We start from the raw sequence: 19,358 nt of genomic DNA, 5'->3' as shown, positions 1-19,358 counted from the left end.
GTAGAATCGACCGACTAGCTCGAGGGATTGAGAGATGTTGAGAGTGCTCGAACCGGGTGACTACTTCGGCAAGAACATTCCGCGGCACAGTGGCGCGGGGCTGTCGATCGTCGAGACGGATTTTGCGACGGACCTCGTCATTCCTCGCCATGAACACGTCAATGCATTTTTCTGCTTCGTGCTCGGGGGCCGTGCGACGCGCGCGTGGCCGGGGCGCACGGGCGACGAAGCGCCGATGTCACTGACGTTCTTTCCCGCTGCGCTGCCGCACGAAAACTGCTGGCATGGGCCGGGCGGCCATGTCCTGCATGTCGAGTTTGCTTCATCCTGGCTGGAACGGCTTGGCGGCCGCGCCAATCTCTTGCTCGACCCCGGTGATTTTCCAGGCGGGGCGCCCTTGTCGCTGATGCGGCGACTCGTCTATGAATGCAGAGAACCCGATGCCGCCACCCCGCTTGCCGTCGAAGGGCTGGTGCTCGAATTTCTCGCGGCGTGCCAGCGCACTGACATGCGAAGGAGCGCATATGCTCATGTTCTTCCGTCGCCGTCCGTGACGCCTGTCGGCGCTCAGGGCGTGACCGCGAGCCGGATGGTTGGCGGCGCTCGCACGCGCCGCTGGCTCGACCGGGCCGAGGCATTGCTGCGCGAGCGATGCTGCGAGCCGCTTTCCCTCGAGGCGATCGCAGCCGACTGCAATGTGTCGGCGGACCATCTGGCGCGCGCTTTCAGGAAGCATTTCGGCTGCACGGTAGGCGAGTACGTGCGTCAATTGCGGCTCGACGTCGCGAGCCGGCTGCTGCTCGACGTCGATCGGCCGCTGGCGCAAATTGCCGAAACCACGGGCTTTGCCGATCAAAGCCATTTCACGCGCGTCTTTCGCCGCCAGTTCGGCGTGACGCCGGGGGCGTACCGCGCGCTCCAAGCACAAGGCCGTTTCCGTTCCAACAGTTGACGGTCTCGTTCAAGACGGCCTCGGCGAGCGGCGCATACAGTTGTCGCGGTGTTGCGCGTTCCCGTTGCGCAACGTTCTCCGGAGACGCTCGTGAGCACTGAAACGCATCCTTATCTGACTCGCCTCGACGTACTGCACGCTGCTGGTGAATTGATCGATATCCCCTCGCTCGTCGCGGCAAACACCCATCCCTGGTACAACCAGACGCTTTGCCAGGTGAACGATTCAGTGGTGCGTCTGGGCGTCGTCCAGGGCGAGTATCACTGGCACAAGCACGATTCGCTCGACGAGTTTTTCTACGTTGCCAGCGGACGATTTTTGATCGACCTGGAGCAGCGATCTGTCGACTTGCGCCCAGGCCAGGCGTTTGTCGTGCCGAAGGGCGTCCTGCATCGCCCCCGTGCGTCGGAGAAGACCGTGATCCTCATGGTGGAAGGTGCAGATATCGTCCCGACGGGCGACGCGTAAAGGGCGTCAGGCATTGACGCGCTTCATGGCAGCTCCGCATCACAGGCGCCATGACGCACGTATGCGTTCGCGAACGTCACGCATCCGCGAAACGGGCTCGTTCGAGAAGACCAATCGCAGATAGCGATCCGCCGTCGGTCCCCAGTTCGTCATCGGCGTGGCCGCGATCTTGCCGTGCGCGAGCAGCAATCGCGATGCGTCGGCAGGCTCGATGCCGAGGCTGCGCGTATCGACGAGCAGGGACCAGCCGCCGTGCGGGCGAACAACGGGCAGGTCGGCCAACTCGGCCATGAGGAAATCGCGCCGGCTTTCCCATTCGGCGACGGCGGCCGCGACACCGTCATCGGTCGCCGTGATCGCGGCCGTCGCGCCCGGCATGGCGATGCCGACCTGACAGACGACGTTCGATAAGCTGACGAGGCGCACGTCGTTCATGATCGATGCAGGTCCGACGATCCAGCCCACGCGCCAGCCGATCATCCGGTATTCCTTCGAGACTGAGCCGACGGTGATCGTCCGTTCCCGCATCCCGGGCAAACCGGCCGGATGGACGATCTCGCGGCCGTCGAAGACGATGCGCTCCATCGCCGCGTCGTAGACGAGCCATGCGCCGGCCCGATCGCAAAGCTCGGCGATTGCGCGCCATTCGTCTTTCGATGCGACAAAGCCGCTCGGCATCGACGAGGACGCGATGAGGAACGCCTTCGTCTGCGGCCCGATTGTGGCAGCGAGGCTCTCCATGTCGAGCCGCCAGCCGTCGGCGCCCGGCTCGAGCCGCACGAACTTCGGCACGCCGCCCGCCAGATGCACACGGTTAATAAGGCCGGCATAGGTTGGGTCGGTCAGCACAACTTCGTCGCCGGGCTCGAGAATCGACAGCAGCACATTGAGAATGCCGGCGAGCCCGCCCGCCGATATGACGCATTCGCTTGCCGCATCATAGTCGACACCCGCCGCGCGGCCGACGCGCAGCGCGGCAGCCTGCCGCAGCGGCCACTGCCCGAGAAACGGCAGATAACTGTTGGCTGCGTCGTCTCCGATTGCGTCGCGCGTACGCGCGAGGGCTTCGGCGGGCGGCCTCAGATCGGTATCGAGATTCTCGAGCCTTAGAATGTCGGCGTCCTGCATCGAATCCGCGGCGTCGCCGACGCGATCCACGCCGATGCCGGGAATGTTTTGCAAGCGGGATACTGTCACGTCGACCTCCGAATTGGTTTAGGAGGCGCTGCGCGCCCATCGACGCTAAGCAAGTACTGCCGGGTGTCAATGGGCGCCGATCAGATCCGCGATCACTCCGCGCTCTTGGTGACGACCGTCACCCATTGGCCGTTCTTGACTTGATACATCGTCGACGAGGCGCCCTTCAGCGAGCCGTCCGGATTGAACGCGATATGTCCGGTGATGCCATCGAAGCTGATGTCTTTCAGCTTCGCACGGTAATCATCGGGCTTGGCTGAATTCGCCGCCTGCATCGCCTTGATTGCAGTCCAGGTCGCGTCGTAGCCGAACGGCGCATAGGAGAGCACGTCCACGCCGAACTTCTTCTTGAAGTTGTCGGCGAAGGTCTTGCCGACGGGCGTGCTGTCGAGCGGGCGCCCATACTCCCATGCCTCGGCGTTTTCGGCGTCGTCGCCCGCAAGCTTGATGAAGTCGACATCCTTCACGCCGCCGCCGCCGACGTACTGCGCCTTCATGCCGAGCTGGCGCATCTGCTTCATGATGCCGGCGGCCTGCGGATTGAGCGCGCCCACGAAGATGAGATCGGGATTCTTGCCTTTGAGGCTCGTGAGTTGCGTCTTGAAGTCGGTGGCGGAATTGGTCGTGTATTCGCGCCCGACGATATTTCCGCCCGCCTTCTTGACCGCCTTGGCGAACTCGTCCGCCTCGCCTTGTCCGAACGCCGTGCGGTCGTCGATGATGGCGATACGCTTGGCCTTCGTCACCTCCACGGCATACGTGCCCGCCGTGCCGGCGTTTTGGGCATCGTTGGAAATGACCATGAACATGTTCTTGAATCCGCGTCCGCTGATGGTCGGATTCGTCGCGGCGGGATCGATATCGGGGATGCCGGCCTTCTCGTAAATCACCGAGGCAGGAATCGTCGTGCCGGAGTTGAAGTGGCCGATGACGACATTGACGCCTTCATCCACGAGCTTTTGCGCGACCTGGGTGCCGGTGCGCGGGTCCGCCTGGTCGTCTTCGGAGACGAGCTGGAAGTCCACCGTCTGACCATTGATCTTGATACCTTGGGCCTTCGCGTCGTCGAGGGCCATCTGCACGCCGTTCTTGAGGTCAGCGCCGTAGTTCGCGTTAGGGCCCGTAAGCGGGGCGGCAAAGCCGATTTTGACTGTCATGTCCGCCGAAGCGGTGAGCGGCACAGCGGCGAGAAGCGTTCCAACGGCAACTGCGATAGGGGCGATCGTCTTCGCAATACGCATGTTCTTTCCTTTGTCGGCAAACATGGAAAACGGCTACGGCGTGCATGCCGGCTCTCGCAAAGACACTCCCAACCCCGATCCGAGTGGACCTGAGCCGGCGCACGGCTCTAATGTGTTTCTAGTTATTCGATGACGCGCTCGTGTGGCGGGACCTCCTGGCGTTCGTGGTTTTCCTCGACATGCCGCAGGCGCCCAAGGGGCGGTTCGGGCGCGGGTTGACGCCCGGCGGCAGCCATTCGACGCGAATATAGGAAGCCAATATGCGTGCGTCTTGACCGTTCGCGTCGCTCCGCATGCGCATTTCGGCACAGGCGACCGGCGCGGGCAATCAGGGCAAACACGCTCGCCATGCCGGATTTTGGCGAGATAAGGGATTACGCTAAGGGCGTCTCGAGGGGGCTTTCGGCCGGTGGCGGTGATTCAGCGGTCTAGCAACGGTTCGGCGCGCAAAGCCGCGCGACGCTAGGCCGTTTCGGCGAGCCAGGCACCGAGCCACTCGCGCGGCTTGGCGATATCGTCCTGCGCGGCGACGAGCTCGAGCTCGTAGCGACCGGCGTCGAAGGTCGCCTTCAGCACAGCGTGGACGGCGGACACCGTGTGTTCGAGTGCCGTGCGCACCGTGTCGCCGAGAAGCCGGCGCGCGACGAAGATCGCGCTCGTCAGCTCAGCCACGCCGACAGGCTGCCGCGCGAAGGGGTAGCGCGTATGCTGGCACAGCCATGCTTCGTCATGCGTCACCGCGAGCAGATTGATGCGGTCGGCCGGGCTATTGCGGTCGCGCAACTGCTTGACGCAGACGACCTGCGGCCCGCGCCGGATCAGCTCGCGGCACGCCACCACGGCTTCGTCGACGGTCTCGATCGTGCGGCCGGCCAGCTTTTGCAACGCATCGTGCGTGGGCGCGAGGCCGTCGGCGATGTCGGGGATCTTCTCGAGCAGATACTCGTCGACGCTCGAGCCGGCGCCCGCGCCGATGACAGGGGTCGCGAAGTGCCAGGCGGCGGGGTTCGTCGCTTTGACCGTGCGCACGATCTCGACGACGGCATCGATTTGCGAAGTCGAGCCGAGATAGCCGGACAGAACGGCGTCGCAGCGTCGCAGCATGCCGATCGTGCCGATGCCTTCGACGAGCTCCGCCATTTGCGGCGCGTCGATTGCGCTGCCCGCCCAGTGGCCGTACTGCATATGATTCGAAAACTGCATCGTCTCGAGCGGCCAGACGTTCACGCCGAGGCGCTGCATCGGAAACACCGCCGCACTGTTGCCTGCATGGCCGAAGACGACATGCGGCTGAATGCTGAGGACGTTTTTCATGATGGGCTTCGGTTCGCGCGTCATGCAGATTTGGAATTACGATACATGAGTTGTTGCGTCGCGTCATCGTGCGATCCCGCCCCCTGGCGCGAAAAATCGCCGCGGCAGGCGCGCTTGTTGCACAAATGCTGCTTTCCGGCGACGAGATCCCTTGCGGGAGCCCGTTTCAAAGCGCTTTGCGACGCTCGCTGATACAATTGCCCGTTTGCAAAACAGATTACGGTTTGCGTACAGTCGGCCGATAGCGCCAATCGCAAGGGCGGCGCGCGCGATCGACGATAACAACGCACGGGCAGTGCGTCGGGTGCGGTTCTCGAGCGGTATTCGGGGGACTTCCGGAGTCCGCCGGGATACCTTCGTTCCCGTTTCCGCCGTCCGAGCGAACGCGAAAGGCCCGTACCGGACCCGTGCGGCGAGCGCCACTGACCGATCCGCGCGCGCCGGGCCGGGCGGCGGCTCGGGCAGCCCGGTGGCCGCTCGGGGATGAACGAAGGAGTAAGAAACGTGCCAGCTAGTGTCTTTTCATTCCGGTCGTCCGCGATCCGAACGGCTGCGCTCGGCTTTCTGGCCGATTCGATGCCTTCGAGCGGCGCCGCACGGTGACGATCGTGACGACAATGACGACATCGCTGATTTCGGATTGGCTGCTCGTCGCGCTTTGCTGCATCGCGGCGGCCTATGCGCTGGTGGCGGCGGTCGCCATGCCGTTCGCGCCGAGCGCGAGGCGGCGCCGCGACACGCACGGCGCGCAGGGCGCCCCGCGGCCGGTATGGCCGTGGGGCGAAGCGGTCAGCGTGCTGAAGCCGCTTTGCGGCACCGAGCCGCGGCTCTTCGAAAATCTCGCGACGTTCTGCGAGCAGACGCATCCTTGCTATCAACTGCTACTCGGCGTCTCCTCGCCGAAGGATCCGGCCATTGCCGTCGTGCGGCGGCTCCAGGCGGCTTATCCGCAGCGCGAGATCGAACTCGTCGTCGATCCGCTCGTGCACGGGCACAACCTGAAGGTCAGCAACCTGATCAATCTCGCCGCGCACGCGAAGCACCCGCTCATCGTGCTTGCCGACAGCGATATCGCGGTCGAGCCCGACTATCTCGAATCGGTCACGGCGCCGCTGGCCGATCCGCGGGTCGGGATCGTCACGTGCCTTTACAAGGCGCGCAGCGTCGGCGGCTTCTGGACGCGCGTCGGCGCGCTCTTCATCAACGAGTGGTTCGCGCCGTCGGTGCGCATCGCTCATGCGGCCGGCTCCCGTCAGTTCGGCTTTGGCGCGACGCTCGCGCTGCGCGCCTCGACGCTTGCCGAGATCGGCGGCTTCCATGCGCTCAAGGACTGTCTCGCCGACGATTATTGGCTCGCCGAACACACGCGCAAGCTCGGCTTGACGACGGTGCTCTCCGAGGTCGTCGTCGATACGGACGTGATCGAGTCGGAGTTCTCGTCGCTCTGGACGCGCGAGACGCGCTGGCTGCGCACGATCCGTTCGATCAATCCGCTCGGCTTCGCATTCCTCTTCATCACGTTCACGTCGCCGTGGCTCGTGACGGCGGCGCTGCTCGCGCTCGGTCACGGCGGCGCATTCGTGCACGACGCCGCGCTCGTCGGCTCGGCGGCCGTCGGCACGCTGGCGCGACTCGGCTTGCATGCGCGCGGTTCACGCAATGCGCGTGAGTTCTGCCTGGACTTGCCGCTCGTGCCGTTGCGCGACGCTTTGCTCGCGGTGCAATGGCTCATCGCGGTGTTCGGCTCGCACGTGACCTGGCGCGGCGCGCGCATGCCGGTCGTCGCGCGCGTGGCGGAGGGGTCCGATGGCCCCTGAACGAATCGGTTTGGAAGCACATCGTCGGGAGCGCACCGCTTCACGCGCTCTCCCCATTTGACATCAGCATCCATACAGGTTGCCGGAGCATTCATGAAAACCCTGTTCTTGCAGGCCCCCTCGTTCGACGGCTTCGATGGCGGAGCCGGCTCGCGCTATCAAGCCAAGCGCGAAATCCGTTCGTTCTGGTATCCGACGTGGCTCGCGCAGCCGGCGGCGCTCGTGCCGGATAGCCGCGTGCTCGACGCGCCGGCCGACGGCGTTTCGGTCGAAGCGACGCTCGACATCGCGACGCAGTACGACCTCGTCATCATCCACACGAGCACGCCGTCGTTTCCGAGCGACGCGCTCTTCGCCGAGCACCTCAAGAAGAGGAAGCCTTCGGTGCTGATCGGCATGGTGGGCGCGAAGGTCGCCGTCGATCCGCACAACTCGCTCACGGCCACCGAGGCGATCGATTTCGTCTGCCGCGAAGAGTTCGACTACACCTGCAAGGATGTCGCGGACGGCAAGCCTTTCTCGCAGATCCTCGGCTTGAGCTACCGCGCGAAGGATGGCTCGATCGAGCACAACGGCGCGCGTCCGATGATCGAGAACATGGACGAGCTGCCGTTCGTCGCGCCCGTCTACAAGCGCGACCTGAAGATCGACAACTACTTCATCGGCTACCTCAATTATCCGTACGTGTCGATCTACACGGGCCGCGGCTGCAAGTCGCGCTGCACGTTCTGCCTCTGGCCGCAGACCGTGGGCGGCCACCGCTACCGCGTGCGCTCGGTCGAGAATGTCCTCGCCGAAGTGAAGTGGATCAAGGAGAACATGCCCGAAGTCAAGGAGATCATGTTCGACGACGACACGTTCACCGACGATGCGCCGCGCGCCGAAGCGATCGCGCGCGGGCTCGGCAAGCTCGGCGTGACCTGGTCGTGCAACGCGAAGGCGAACGTGCCGTATTCGACGCTCAAGGTCATGAAGGAGAACGGCCTGCGTCTGTTGCTCGTCGGCTACGAGTCCGGCGACGACCAGATCCTCGTCAACATCAAGAAGGGCCTGCGCACCGATTTCGCGCGGCGCTTCAACGCCGACTGCAAGAAGCTCGGCATCAAGATCCACGGCACCTTCATTCTCGGCCTGCCCGGCGAGACCGAAGAGACGATCAGAAAGACGATCGAGTACGCGAAGGAAATCAACCCGCACACGATTCAGGTCTCGCTCGCCGCGCCGTATCCGGGCACCTTTCTCTATAACCAGGCGGTCGAGAACGGCTGGCTCGAGGAGAACAAGACGATCAACCTCGTCAGCAAGGAAGGGGTGCAGCTCGCGGCGATCGGTTACGACCATTTGTCGCGCGAGCAGATCTATCACCATCTCGAGAAGTTCTACAAAGAGTTTTATTTCCGTCCCTCGAAGATCTGGGAAATCGTGCGCGAAATGCTGACGAGCTGGGAGATGATGAAGCGGCGCCTGCGCGAAGGCGTCGAGTTCTTCCGTTTCCTGCGTGCGCACGAGGCATGATCAATTGACCCCACCGGCGGCGCGCGCGCTCATCTTCACGGCCGACGATTTCGGGCTCGATGAGCGCGTGAACGCGGCCGTCGAGCGCGCGTATCGCGACGGCGTGCTGACATCCGCGAGTCTCATGGTCAGCGCGCCGGCCGCGCGCGACGCTGTCGCGCGGGCGCGCTGGCTGCCGGGTTTGCGCGTCGGTCTTCATCTCGTGCTCGCGGACGGCCGCGCGACGCTGCCGGCTGACGAGATCCCGGCGCTCGTCGGCGCGGATGGCCGCTTCGGCGATGCGATGGTGCGCGACGGCTTTCGCTTCTTCTTTCTTCCGACGGTACGCGCACAGCTCGCGCGTGAAATCCGCGCCCAGTTCGAAGCATTTGCGGCGACGGGCTTGCCGCTCGATCACGTCAATGCGCACAAGCACTTCCATGTGCATCCGACGGTACTCTCGCTGGTGCTCTCGATTGGCCGCGAATATGGCCTGCGCGCTATTCGCCTGCCGTTCGAAGCGCACGCGCCCTGGTGGCTCACGCCTTGGATCGCGCTCATGCGCTCGCGCCTGGCGCGGGCCGGCATGGCCCATAACGATTACGTCGTCGGTATCGCCCGCACGGGCGGCATGGACGAGGCTGCGATGCTCGACGCGCTGGCTCGCTTGCCGGCCGGCGTCGGCGAGATCTACTGTCACCCGGCCGAAGCAGGGGAGGCGCCGCTCACCCCATCGATGCGCGACTACCGTCATGCCGATGAGCTCGCCGCACTCGTCTCGCCCCGTGTGGCTGCGGCGATCGCGGGCATCGCGCGCGGCGGTTTCATGGACGTCTGCGGCACGGGCGATGCTCGTTTTCCCCGCGGGGTCGAGCGAGGGGGCGGCCGGTTATGACGAAATGGCTGAAGTGGGCGGGATGGCCGATCGGCGTGGCGATTCTGCTGGCGCTCGTCGTGCACGAGGGCGTGGGCGACGTCGTTCATGTGATCGGGGAAGCCGGTTTCGCGTTGCTCTGGCTCGTACCGTTCCATGCGCTGCCGCTGCTGCTCGATGCGGTCGCATGGTACGGATTGCTGGGCCGGCGTGCGCCGCTCGCCTTCCTCTGGTGGATCGCATCGGTGCGTGAGGCGGTGAGCCGCCTCTTGCCCTCTGTCGGCGTCGGCGGCGAAATCGTCGGCATTCGCCTCGCGCGCTGGCGCGTGCACGATGCAAGCGTTGTCAGCGCATCGGTGATCGTGGAGGTGCTCATCACGATCGCCGTCCAATATGCGTTCTCCGCGCTCGGGCTCGTGCTGATTCTCGCTACGACCGACGGCGGCGGCGTCAAGACAATCGCGCTGGCGCTCGGCTTGTCGCTGCCGTTGCCTGTGCTCGCGGTCGCCCTTTTGCGGCGCGGCGGCGTCTTCCATGCGATCGAGCGTTTCGCGGCGCGCGCGTTCGGCAACGAGCATCAATTGCTGCAGGGCATCGACGGCAAGCGGCTCGATGGCGAGATCGACGCGCTGATGTCCCGCCCCGGCACATTGCTGCGCGCTTTCCTCTGGCAGTTCGCGGGGTATCTGCTCGGCGCGCTCGAGACATATTGGGCGCTCGCCATGCTCGGGCATCCCGTGTCGGTGAGCGGCGCGGTCGCCATCGAAGCGCTCACGCAGGCGGTCCGTCATGCTGCGTTCATGGTGCCGGCGGGCCTTGGCGTGCAGGAAGCGGCCGTCGTGCTGCTTGCGCAGATGTTCGGTGTCGATCATGAAGTCGCGCTTTCGCTCGCGCTCGTCAAGCGGATGCGCGAGGTCATTTTCGGCTCCATCGCGCTCGGATCATGGCAGCTCGCCGAGCTTGGGCGGGCTCGCCGCCAGATGCATCTTCGGCGCGCACCGGCCGTGGCCAATTCAACGACCGAAGCATCGGCGCATGGGGATGCCATGCGCGAGCATGAGCCGGACAAAGCGCGCGATCAGGACCTCGTGCGATAGCGCTTTGGCGCGCCGCGCATGGCGTCGCGCACCATAAAGAATTGCCGGCCGGCCGATCATTGCAAGGTGACGGCCGGTTTTTCGCTTTTCTGCTCCAAGCGAGAACCACGTCGTGTTCTTGTCCGACGATACCAACAGGTCGCCACGCGAGCGTCGGCCGCCGAATATCGAAAAAGCGACGCGAAATTTGTGCAATGGCACCTGGCCGATCGGCTGGCGCGCGGCGACGATGCATCAGGAAACCCGGCTTGCCGCGGCATCGAGCTTCCGGCAATCGGATATTGCAGCGCAACAGACTGCGACGCCCCCATTTGAACAAAGTTTTTGCGATTGCGACGATCGGCCCCGAATGACGAACGAGTCAAGAAACGGAGACGCGTGTGTTCCTTTACGGTTTCGGCCCAATCCTCCTGGCGGGCGCGCTGCGAACGGTCGAGCTTTCGCTGCTGTCGCTCGGCGTTGCCGTCCTGCTCGGACTGGCCGGCGCGCTAGCTAAGCTTTCTCGTAGCCGGGCCATGACGGCTGTTGCAACGGCCTATACGACATTGATCCGTTCGGTGCCTGACCTCGTGCTGATGCTGCTGCTTTTCTACAGCATCCAGATCGGCGTCAACCAACTGACCGACGCGCTCGGGATGGCGCAGATCGACATCGACCCGTTCGCGGCCGGTGTGTTGACGCTCGGCTTCATCTACGGGGCCTATTTCACGGAGACGTTTCGCGGCGCATTCCTGGCCGTGCCGCGTGGCCAGCTGGAGGCGGGCATGGCATACGGCATGAACGGGGCGCGCGTCTTCGCGCGGATCCTGTTTCCGCAGATGATGCGCTTTGCGCTGCCCGGCATCGGCAACAACTGGCAAGTGCTCGTCAAGGCCACGGCGCTCGTTTCGATCATCGGCCTCGCCGACGTGGTGAAGGCCGCGCAGGATGCGGGCAAGAGCACGTTCAACACGTTCTTCTTCCTCCTCGTGGCGGCGCTCATCTATCTGGCGATCACGACGGTTTCGAACGTCGCGCTCGCGTGGCTCGATAAACGCTATTCGATTGGTGTCAGGCAGGCGGATCTATGATCGAGATTCTTTCCCAATTCGGCCGTGCCTTTCTCTATTGGGACGGCCAGAGCGTTTCCGGCCTCGCGATGACGCTGTGGCTGCTCGTTGCCTCGCTCGCGATCGGCTTCGTCATGGCGGTGCCGCTCGCGGTCGCCCGCGTCTCGAAGAGCCGCTGGCTTTCGCTCCCCGTGCGCTGCTATACCTACGTTTTTCGCGGCACACCGCTCTATGTACAGTTGTTGCTGATCTATAGCGGCGTCTACAGCCTCGCGATCGTGCGCGCGCACCCGGTAGCGGGCGAGTTTTTTCGAAGCGGCCTGAACTGCGCGATTCTGGCGTTCGGGCTCAACACGGGTGCTTACACGACGGAGATCTTCGCCGGCGCGATCCGCTCGATCACGCATGGCGAGGTGGAGGCCGCGCGCGCCTACGGCATGAGCCACATGACGATGTACCGTCGGGTCATCCTGCCTTCGGCGCTGCGACGCGCGCTGCCGTTGTACAGTAACGAGGTCATTCTGATGCTGCATGCGACGACGGTGGCATTCACCGCCACGGTGCCCGACATCCTGAAGGTCGCGCGCGACGCCAACTCGGCGACGTACATGTCGTTCCAGGCGTTCGGCATCGCCGCGCTGATCTATCTTGCGGTATCGTTCGCACTCGTCGCGGCGTTCAGGCGCGCCGAGCGGCGCTGGCTCGCGTATTTGGCCGTCGGCCGTCACTGATCAGGCTCCAGGGAGAGCATCGTGCTCCAACAGACTTTTCAATCCGCCGCCGCCAAGCTCGCGGCGCTCGACGTCCACAAGCGGTACGGCGACAACGAAGTGTTGAAGGGCGTCACGCTCGAGGCGAAGGCCGGCGACGTCATCAGCATCATCGGCGCGAGCGGATCCGGCAAGAGCACATTCTTGCGCTGCATCAACTTCCTCGAGCGGCCGAACGCGGGGCAGATCGTCGTCGACGGAGAAGCGGTGCGGACGAAGCCGAATCGCTCGGGCGATCTCGAAGTCGTCGACCACAAACAGCTTCAACGGATTCGCACGAAGCTCGCGATGGTCTTCCAGCACTTCAACCTGTGGGCGCACATGACCGTGCTCGAAAACGTGATCGAGGCGCCCATTCATGTGCTCGGGCTCACGCGCCGCGAGGCGGAGGAGCGCGCGCGAACGTACCTCGAAAAGGTGGGCCTGGCGCCGCGGCTCGAGAAGCAATACCCGTCGCATCTGTCGGGCGGGCAGCAGCAGCGCGTGGCGATCGCGCGTGCGCTCGCGATGCATCCCGACGTCATGCTCTTCGACGAGCCGACCTCGGCGCTCGATCCCGAACTCGTCGGCGAAGTGCTGAAAGTGATGCAGAAGCTCGCCGAAGAAGGCCGCACAATGATTGTCGTCACGCACGAGATGGGCTTCGCGCGCAACGTATCGAATCACGTCATGTTCCTGCATCAGGGGCGCACCGAAGAGGAAGGCGATCCTTCGATCGTGCTGACGCAGCCCAAGAGCGAGCGCTTGAGGCAGTTCCTCTCCGGCAGCCTCAAGTAAGGCGAATGCGCGCGCGCGAGGCCGCCGTGCTTCCCGCGGCCCCTTCCTCCACGCGGACGTTCGACCGCTCGTCGGCCGCGGTCCGTGCCACCGAAGTCGCGATCGTCGCGTTGCCGCCGGTCTCGATGTCAGGCATCGGATCGATTGTCGACCCATTGACGCTCGCGAACGAAATCGACGGCCGCCTGCTCTATCAGGCGCGAGTCTATTCGTGGGACGGACGCCCGGTGCCGCTCTCCGGCGGCGCGCTGCTGCCGGCCCACGGCGCGTTTGGCGATGGCGTCGCCTGCGACTGGCTCATCGTCGTGACCGAGCGCTTTCAGCAGTTCGCCGATTACCGGCTTTTTCTCGCGGCGCTCTCGCGCGTCGGTCAGCGCACGCCGTTCGTCACTGGCATTCATCACGGCGTCTGGTGGCTTGCGATGGCGGGCCAGCTCTCCGGATACCGCGTCAGCGTGAACTGGGAGACCTTTCAGCAGTTTGCCGAGGAGTTCGAGCGCTCGATCGTCACGCAACAAATCTTCGAGATCGATCGCGACCGCGCCACCTGCGTCGGCGGGCAGGCGAGCGCCGACTTCATGCTCGCGATGATTGCCCGCGATCACGGTCCCGAGCTCGCCCACCGGATCGCGGATGCGCTCGGCCTCGGGGCGCTGCGCGCCGGCGAGGAACGTCAGCGCATTCCGTATGTGACGGCTCCCGGCGAGCGCCATCCGCGGCTGAACGACGCGTTGAAGCTGATGGAGGCCAACATCGAGGATCCGCTGACGACGGACGAGATCGCCGAGCTCGTCGGGGTTTCGCGCCGGCAGCTCGAACGGCTCTTCCGTCAATATCTCGCCGCCATGCCGTCGAAGTACTACCTCGGCCTGCGCCTGACGAAAGCGCAGATGCAGTTGCGGCGCACGAGCAAGTCGGTCGTGCAGGTAAGCCTTGCCTGCGGGTTTTCGTCGGCGGCGCACTTTTCCAATGCCTATCGTGAGCGGTTCGGCATCACGCCGCGCGAGGAGCGCCGCAGCTGGATCGCCAAGCAACAGGGGACGGGTGCGCCTTTTGCGGCGGAACCGCCTGTCGGCGCCCTCATCGAGCCGCTCGATGCCGAGCCGCGCGGGGCGACGCGAAACGAATAGGGTGCGGCGAACCCCGATAAATCGCGTCGCGCATGAGCAAGACGGAGCCGCGAACGTTTTCTAAACTATCGCCATTACCTCAACGAGGAATCTGCCATGAACGAATTCGCTGTGGACCGCCGGACGTTCGACGACGTCATGGTGCCCGTGTTCTCGCCCGCGCCTTTCATTCCCGTGCGCGGCCAAGGTTCGCGCGTATGGGATTCACAAGGGCGCGACTATGTCGACTTCACGGGCGGCATCGCGGTGACGGCGCTGGGCCACGCGCACCCCGAGCTCGTGCGCGTGTTGCGCGAGCAGGGCGAAAGGCTCTGGCACGTCAGCAACGCCTATACGAACGAGCCGGTGTTGCGCCTCGCGAAGCGCCTCGAGGCGCTGACGTTCGCCGAACGGGCGTTTTTCGCCAATTCGGGCGCCGAGGCGAACGAGGCGGCGCTGAAGCTCGCACGGCGCGTGGCCGTCGAGCGGCATGGTGCCGAGAAGTTCGAAATCGTCTCGTTCGCGCAGTCGTTTCACGGGCGCACGCTCTTCACGGTCAGCGTCGGCGGCCAGCCGAAGTACGCGGAAGGGTTCGGCCCGGTGCCGCCCGGCATCCGCCATCTGCCTTACAACGACATTGCGGCGGCGCGTGAGGCCATCGGCCCGCAGACGTGCGCCGTCATCGTCGAGCCGATTCAGGGCGAGGGCGGCGTGATCCCGGCCGATCCGGCGTTCTTGCGTGCGCTGCGCGAGGCTTGCGACGCGCATGGCGCGGTGCTGATTTTCGACGAAGTGCAGACCGGTGTCGGCCGCACGGGGCATTTCTATGCCTATATGGACACAGGCGTGACGCCGGACATCCTGACGACGGCCAAGGCGCTCGGCAACGGCTTTCCGATCGGCGCGATGCTGACCACGAAGGAGCTCGCCGCGCATTTCAAGGTCGGCGTGCACGGCACGACATACGGCGGCAACCCGCTCGGCGCCGCGATCGCGGACAAAGTCGTCGAGCTCGTCAGCGACCCGGCGCTGCTCGAAGGCGTCAAGCGGCGCGGTGCAACGCTGATCTCGCGGCTCGATGCGCTCGGCAAGCGCTTCGGTCTCTTCAAGGAGATTCGCGGCAAGGGCCTCTTGATCGGCGCGGAGCTGACTACCGCCTACGAAGGCCGCGCGAAGGATTTCGTCAACGCGGCGGCCGAGCACGGCCTGATGCTGCTGATCGCGGGGCCGAACGTTCTGCGCTTTGCCCCGTCGCTCATCATTGCCGACGCCGACCTCGACGAGGGGCTCCGACGGCTCGAGAAGGCGATCGAGCAGGTTGCCGGCGCGAGCGCCGAAGCAAGCCAAGCCGCGAGCGCGACGAACGTCGCGGCGCGTTGACCGGGCACGCCACCGAGACTGGAACGACGATGCTTTTCGTACGCCCCGGAAGACTCTCCGACCTCGACGCGCTCGAGAAAATGGCCCGCGCGGCGCGGCCCGTGCTGCATTCGCTGCCGCACGATCGGCAGGCACTGGAAGCGCGTGTGGCGCTCTCCGAGGATTCGTTTCGCGCCGACGTGGACTTCCCGGGCGAGGAGTTCTATCTCTTCGTGCTCGAAGACAGCGGGACGGGTGAACTGCTCGGCACGTCGAGCATCGTCGCCTCGGCCGGCTACGCGGCGCCGTTTTACGCCTTTCGCAACGACGCGTTGATCCATGCGTCGCGAGAGCTCCATGTGAGCCGCAAGGTTCATGCGCTCACGATGTCGCACGAGCTGACGGGCAAGAGCCGGCTTGCCGGTTTCTATCTCGACCCGTCGGTGCTGGACGGCGGTCACGCGCGAGCGGAAACGCTCCTCCCGCAAGCTGCCGCCGCGGCGGCACATCTGCTCTCGCGCGCACGAATGATGTACGTCGCCGCGAATCGCCGGCGCTTTACATCGGAGGTGTTTTCGCTGCTGCTGGGCGTGACCGACGACGCGGGTGTGTCACCGTTTTGGGAGGCGGTGGGCCGACGGTTCTTCGGCCGCGACTTTCCTGAAATCGAGAAGATCTCGGGCGGACGCAGCGCGACGTTCATTGCAGAGGTCATGCCGTCTTATCCGCTTTACGTGCCGCTTCTGCCCGAAGCCGCGCAGCGCGTACTCGGCGAGCCCAACCCGAAGAGCTTGCTGGCTTACGACATTCACCTCGAGGAAGGTTTCGAGCCGGATCGCTTCGTCGACATCTTCGATGCGGGGCCGGTGCTGACCGCGCACGTCGATCGCAGCGCGTGCATGACGCACAATGAAACGCGCATGGTGCGCGAGACGGCGGAGCCGAGGCATAACGCCGGCGTGCCGCTGACGCCCGAGTCGGCGGCCGAGTCGGCGGGCGGAGCCGCGGCTGCGGCCGGCGCGCAGACATATCTCGTCGCCAGCAACCGCGAAGGCGAGTTTCGCTGCCTGTTGGCCGAACTGCCCGCCGACGAAAGCGAGGGCGCGACGCTCGCGTCGGCGGCTCGTGCCGTGCTCGAGGTCGTGCATGGCGATTTGGTTCGCTGCGTGCCGCTGCATCGGCGCGCGGCCGATCCGGGCGAGGCGGCGGACGATGACGCCGATCTCTATGAAGAACCGGCTTCCGATCGCGGTTCATCCCGTTCCGCATCCGCTGCTCAAGGAGCTCGCCGATGATCGTCGTTCGCGCCGTCACGACTGGTGACATCGACGCGCTCGTCGCGCTCGCGCAGGAAACGGGTCCCGGCCTCACCACGTTCAAGCCCGATCGCGATGCGCTCGTCGCGCGCATCGAGCGATCGAAAAGGACGATCGAGGGCCGCGCCGCGCCGCACGAATCGGGCTACTTCTTCGTCATGGAGGATTCCGCGACGGGCGATGTGGCCGGCGTCTGCGGGATCGAGACAGCGGTCGGCCTCGATCAGCCGTTTTACAACTACCGCGTGAGCACGGTCGTGCATGCGAGCCAGGAGCTCGGCGTCTGGACGAAGATGTCGCTGCTCAACATCGCGCACGATCTCACGGGCTATGCCGAGGTTTGCTCGCTGTTCCTCTCGCCACGTTACCGCGCGCATGGCGTGGGCGGCTTGCTGTCGCGTTCGCGCTTCATGTTCATCGCCCAGTTCCGCGATCGCTTCCCCGATCGTCTTTGCGCCGAGTTGCGCGGGCATTTCGACGCGGAGGGCACGTCACCGTTCTGGCGCGCCGTGGGCGTGCATTTCTATCAGATCGACTTCAACGAAGCCGACTATCTGAGCGCGCACGGCCGCAAATCGTTTCTCGCCGAGTTGATGCCGCGCTATCCCGTCTATGCCGATCTGCTGCCCGAAGAAGCGCGGCTCGCCATCGGCAAGACGCATCGCGACACGGCGCCCGCGCGCAAGATGCTCGAAGCGGAGGGGCTGCGTTACGAGAATCATGTCGATATTTTCGATGCCGGCCCCGTGCTCGAATGCCACATCGACGACTTGCGCACGATGCGCGAGAGCGTCGTCGTGCCGGTCGTCATCGACGAGTCCACGGCCGCACGCCTGGGCGACTCGGAGGGCGTTGCCGGAGCACCGCGCGCGCTCGTGTCGAACACCGTACTCACCGATTTTCGTGTCGGCACGGTGCCGGGCGTGGCCGAAGGGGGCGCGATGCGTCTCGCGGCCGCCGACGCCGCCGCGCTGCATGTGCGCGACGGTGATGCCGTGCGCGTGCTCGCGCTCACAAGAAACAAGCAGGGATGATCGAAATGACAGGACTCTTCATCGAAGGCGCGTGGGTCGCGGCGAACGGCCACGCGTTCTGCTCACGCAATCCCGGGACGGGCGAGATCGTCTGGGAGGGCAAAAGCGCGACGGCCGACGACGTCGAGCGCGCCGTCATGAGCGCGCGGCGCGGGTTCGCGAGCTGGTCATCGACGTCGCTCGAAGCGCGCTGCGAGATCGCGCGCCGTTTCGCCGCGATCCTCACCGAACGCAAGGAAGCGCTCGCTCACGCGATCGGCCGCGAGACTGGCAAGCCGTTGTGGGAGGCGCGCACCGAAGTCGCGTCGATGGCGGCGAAGGTCGACATCTCGATCGCGGCCTATCACGAGCGCACGGGCGAAAAGCGCACGGAGATGGCCGACGGCGTCGCGGTCTTGAGGCATCGCCCGCATGGTGTCGTCGCCGTTTTCGGCCCCTACAACTTTCCCGGCCACCTGCCGAACGGACATATCGTGCCCGCGCTGATCGCCGGCAACTGCGTCGTCTTCAAGCCGTCGGAGCTCGCGCCGGCCGTGGCGCACGCAACGGTCGAGGCGTGGCGCGATGCCGGGTTGCCCGCGGGCGTGCTGAATCTCGTGCAAGGGGAGAAGGAGACGGGCATCGCGCTCGCCCAGCATCGGCAGATCGACGGGCTCTTCTTCACGGGCAGTTCCGATACGGGCACGCTGCTCCATAAGCAGTTCGGCGGACGGCCCGAGATCGTGCTCGCGCTCGAGATGGGCGGCAACAATCCGCTCGTCGTCGCTGAGGTGGCTGACATCGACGCGGCCGTTCATCACACGATTCAGTCCGCGTATCTGTCGGCCGGACAGCGCTGCACCTGCGCGCGTCGAATCTTCGTGCCGCGTGGAGCGTTCGGCGATCGTTTCGTTGCTCGCTTCGTCGACGTGACTTCGCGCATTGCCTACGGACGTTACGACGCTGAGCCGCAGCCTTTCATGGGCGCTGTCGTATCGGCGCGAGCGGCCGCGCGCCTCGTCGCGGCGCAAGACAAGCTCATCGAGCGCGGCGCGCATGGATTGTTGCGGATGGAGCAGCGCGACCCGGAGCTCGGTTTCGTGAGTCCCGCCGTTCTCGACGTCACGGAAGTGCGCGATCTGCCCGACGAAGAGCACTTTGGCCCGCTTGCGCAGATCGTCCGTTATGCGACGTTCGACGAGGCGATCGAGCGCGCGAACGATACGGTCTACGGCCTCTCGGCCGGTCTGCTGGCCGATGACGAGGCGGCGTGGACGCAGTTTCACCGCACGATCCGTGCGGGCATCGTGAACTGGAACCGGCCGACGAACGGTGCGTCGTCCGCGGCGCCTTTCGGCGGCACGGGACGCTCCGGCAATCATCGGCCGAGCGCCTATTACGCGGCCGATTACTGCGCGTATCCGATGGCCTCGGTCGAGAGCGCGCAGCTGCGGATGCCCGCGAGCGTGCCGCCGGGGCTCCATTTCTAGAGAGCTAGTGCCCTGTCCCGT

At 65.2% G+C, this 19,358-nt stretch carries 18 protein-coding genes; 15 read left to right on the top strand and 3 right to left on the bottom strand.

All coding sequences use genetic code 11. The annotated features are described in order from the left end of the window. Nucleotides 1-34: 34 nt before the first annotated feature. Both B0G57_RS02740 and B0G57_RS02735 read left to right on the top strand, forming a co-directional pair. On the top strand, nt 35-952 hold the full coding sequence (locus B0G57_RS02740; protein ID WP_018439059.1) for a helix-turn-helix transcriptional regulator: 918 nt from the start codon (nt 35-37) through the stop codon (nt 950-952). A 90-nt stretch (nt 953-1,042) separates the two neighbouring features. Beyond that, a complete protein-coding gene (locus B0G57_RS02735) occupies nt 1,043-1,420 on the top strand; it encodes a cupin domain-containing protein (RefSeq protein ID WP_026229368.1) in 378 nt (125 codons plus the stop codon). 39 nt (nt 1,421-1,459) lie between these two features. Here B0G57_RS02735 and B0G57_RS02730 read toward each other — a convergent pair whose 3' ends face one another. The 3 genes from B0G57_RS02730 to pdxY form a co-directional block, all read right to left on the bottom strand. Beyond that, nucleotides 1,460-2,617, bottom strand: coding sequence for a pyridoxal phosphate-dependent aminotransferase (locus B0G57_RS02730; protein WP_026229367.1), 1,158 nt, complete (start codon nt 2,615-2,617; stop codon nt 1,460-1,462). A gap of 92 nt (nt 2,618-2,709) precedes the next feature. Then, on the bottom strand, nt 2,710-3,858 hold the full coding sequence (locus B0G57_RS02725; protein WP_026229366.1) for a branched-chain amino acid ABC transporter substrate-binding protein: 1,149 nt from the start codon (nt 3,856-3,858) through the stop codon (nt 2,710-2,712). A 462-nt stretch (nt 3,859-4,320) separates the two neighbouring features. Continuing rightward, the gene (pdxY, locus tag B0G57_RS02720) at nt 4,321-5,172 is read right to left on the bottom strand and encodes a pyridoxal kinase PdxY (RefSeq protein ID WP_026229365.1); all 852 of its coding nucleotides are present in this window, start codon (nt 5,170-5,172) and stop codon (nt 4,321-4,323) included. A gap of 617 nt (nt 5,173-5,789) precedes the next feature. Here pdxY and hpnI point away from each other — a divergent pair. From hpnI to astD, 13 genes are all read left to right on the top strand, one after another. Beyond that, on the top strand, nt 5,790-6,989 hold the full coding sequence (gene hpnI / locus B0G57_RS02715) for a bacteriohopanetetrol glucosamine biosynthesis glycosyltransferase HpnI (RefSeq protein WP_026229364.1): 1,200 nt from the start codon (nt 5,790-5,792) through the stop codon (nt 6,987-6,989). 93 nt (nt 6,990-7,082) lie between these two features. Further along, nucleotides 7,083-8,504, top strand: coding sequence for a hopanoid biosynthesis associated radical SAM protein HpnJ (gene hpnJ, locus B0G57_RS02710; RefSeq protein WP_018439052.1), 1,422 nt, complete (start codon nt 7,083-7,085; stop codon nt 8,502-8,504). A 4-nt stretch (nt 8,505-8,508) separates the two neighbouring features. Then, entirely contained in the window at nt 8,509-9,378 is an 870-nt protein-coding gene (gene hpnK / locus B0G57_RS02705) for a hopanoid biosynthesis-associated protein HpnK (protein WP_035468188.1), read from the top strand. After that, nucleotides 9,375-10,454, top strand: coding sequence for a lysylphosphatidylglycerol synthase domain-containing protein (locus B0G57_RS02700; protein WP_018439050.1), 1,080 nt, complete (start codon nt 9,375-9,377; stop codon nt 10,452-10,454). The genes hpnK and B0G57_RS02700 overlap by 4 nt, the downstream gene beginning before the upstream one ends. A gap of 18 nt (nt 10,455-10,472) precedes the next feature. Continuing rightward, nucleotides 10,473-10,769, top strand: coding sequence for a hypothetical protein (locus B0G57_RS02695; RefSeq protein WP_018439049.1), 297 nt, complete (start codon nt 10,473-10,475; stop codon nt 10,767-10,769). A gap of 65 nt (nt 10,770-10,834) precedes the next feature. Next, nucleotides 10,835-11,524: an ABC transporter permease gene (locus B0G57_RS02690; RefSeq protein ID WP_018439048.1), complete on the top strand. Its 690-nt coding sequence runs from the start codon at nt 10,835-10,837 to the stop codon at nt 11,522-11,524. Further along, on the top strand, nt 11,521-12,234 hold the full coding sequence (locus B0G57_RS02685; protein WP_018439047.1) for an ABC transporter permease: 714 nt from the start codon (nt 11,521-11,523) through the stop codon (nt 12,232-12,234). Before B0G57_RS02690 ends, B0G57_RS02685 begins: the two co-directional genes overlap by 4 nt. Nucleotides 12,235-12,255: 21 nt before the next feature. Further along, nucleotides 12,256-13,050: an ABC transporter ATP-binding protein gene (locus tag B0G57_RS02680; protein ID WP_018439046.1), complete on the top strand. Its 795-nt coding sequence runs from the start codon at nt 12,256-12,258 to the stop codon at nt 13,048-13,050. Nucleotides 13,051-13,175: 125 nt separating this feature from the next. Beyond that, nucleotides 13,176-14,180 (top strand): GlxA family transcriptional regulator, encoded by a 1,005-nt coding sequence (locus B0G57_RS02675; RefSeq protein WP_399277695.1) that lies wholly within the window; start codon nt 13,176-13,178, stop codon nt 14,178-14,180. A 96-nt stretch (nt 14,181-14,276) separates the two neighbouring features. After that, a complete protein-coding gene (locus B0G57_RS02670; protein ID WP_018439044.1) occupies nt 14,277-15,539 on the top strand; it encodes an aspartate aminotransferase family protein in 1,263 nt (420 codons plus the stop codon). A gap of 29 nt (nt 15,540-15,568) precedes the next feature. After that, nucleotides 15,569-16,813, top strand: coding sequence for an arginine N-succinyltransferase (locus tag B0G57_RS02665; protein WP_018439043.1), 1,245 nt, complete (start codon nt 15,569-15,571; stop codon nt 16,811-16,813). Further along, a complete protein-coding gene (gene astA, locus B0G57_RS02660; protein WP_018439042.1) occupies nt 16,810-17,868 on the top strand; it encodes an arginine N-succinyltransferase in 1,059 nt (352 codons plus the stop codon). Before B0G57_RS02665 ends, astA begins: the two co-directional genes overlap by 4 nt. A gap of 5 nt (nt 17,869-17,873) precedes the next feature. Continuing rightward, nucleotides 17,874-19,337 (top strand): succinylglutamate-semialdehyde dehydrogenase, encoded by a 1,464-nt coding sequence (astD, locus tag B0G57_RS02655; protein WP_026229363.1) that lies wholly within the window; start codon nt 17,874-17,876, stop codon nt 19,335-19,337. The last annotated feature ends 21 nt before the right edge of the window (nt 19,338-19,358 follow it).

Origin of the sequence: Trinickia symbiotica (genome assembly GCF_002934455.1) — a bacterium.
Classification (GTDB): domain Bacteria; phylum Pseudomonadota; class Gammaproteobacteria; order Burkholderiales; family Burkholderiaceae; genus Trinickia; species Trinickia symbiotica.
This window is presented reverse-complemented; position numbering and strand designations above follow the sequence as displayed.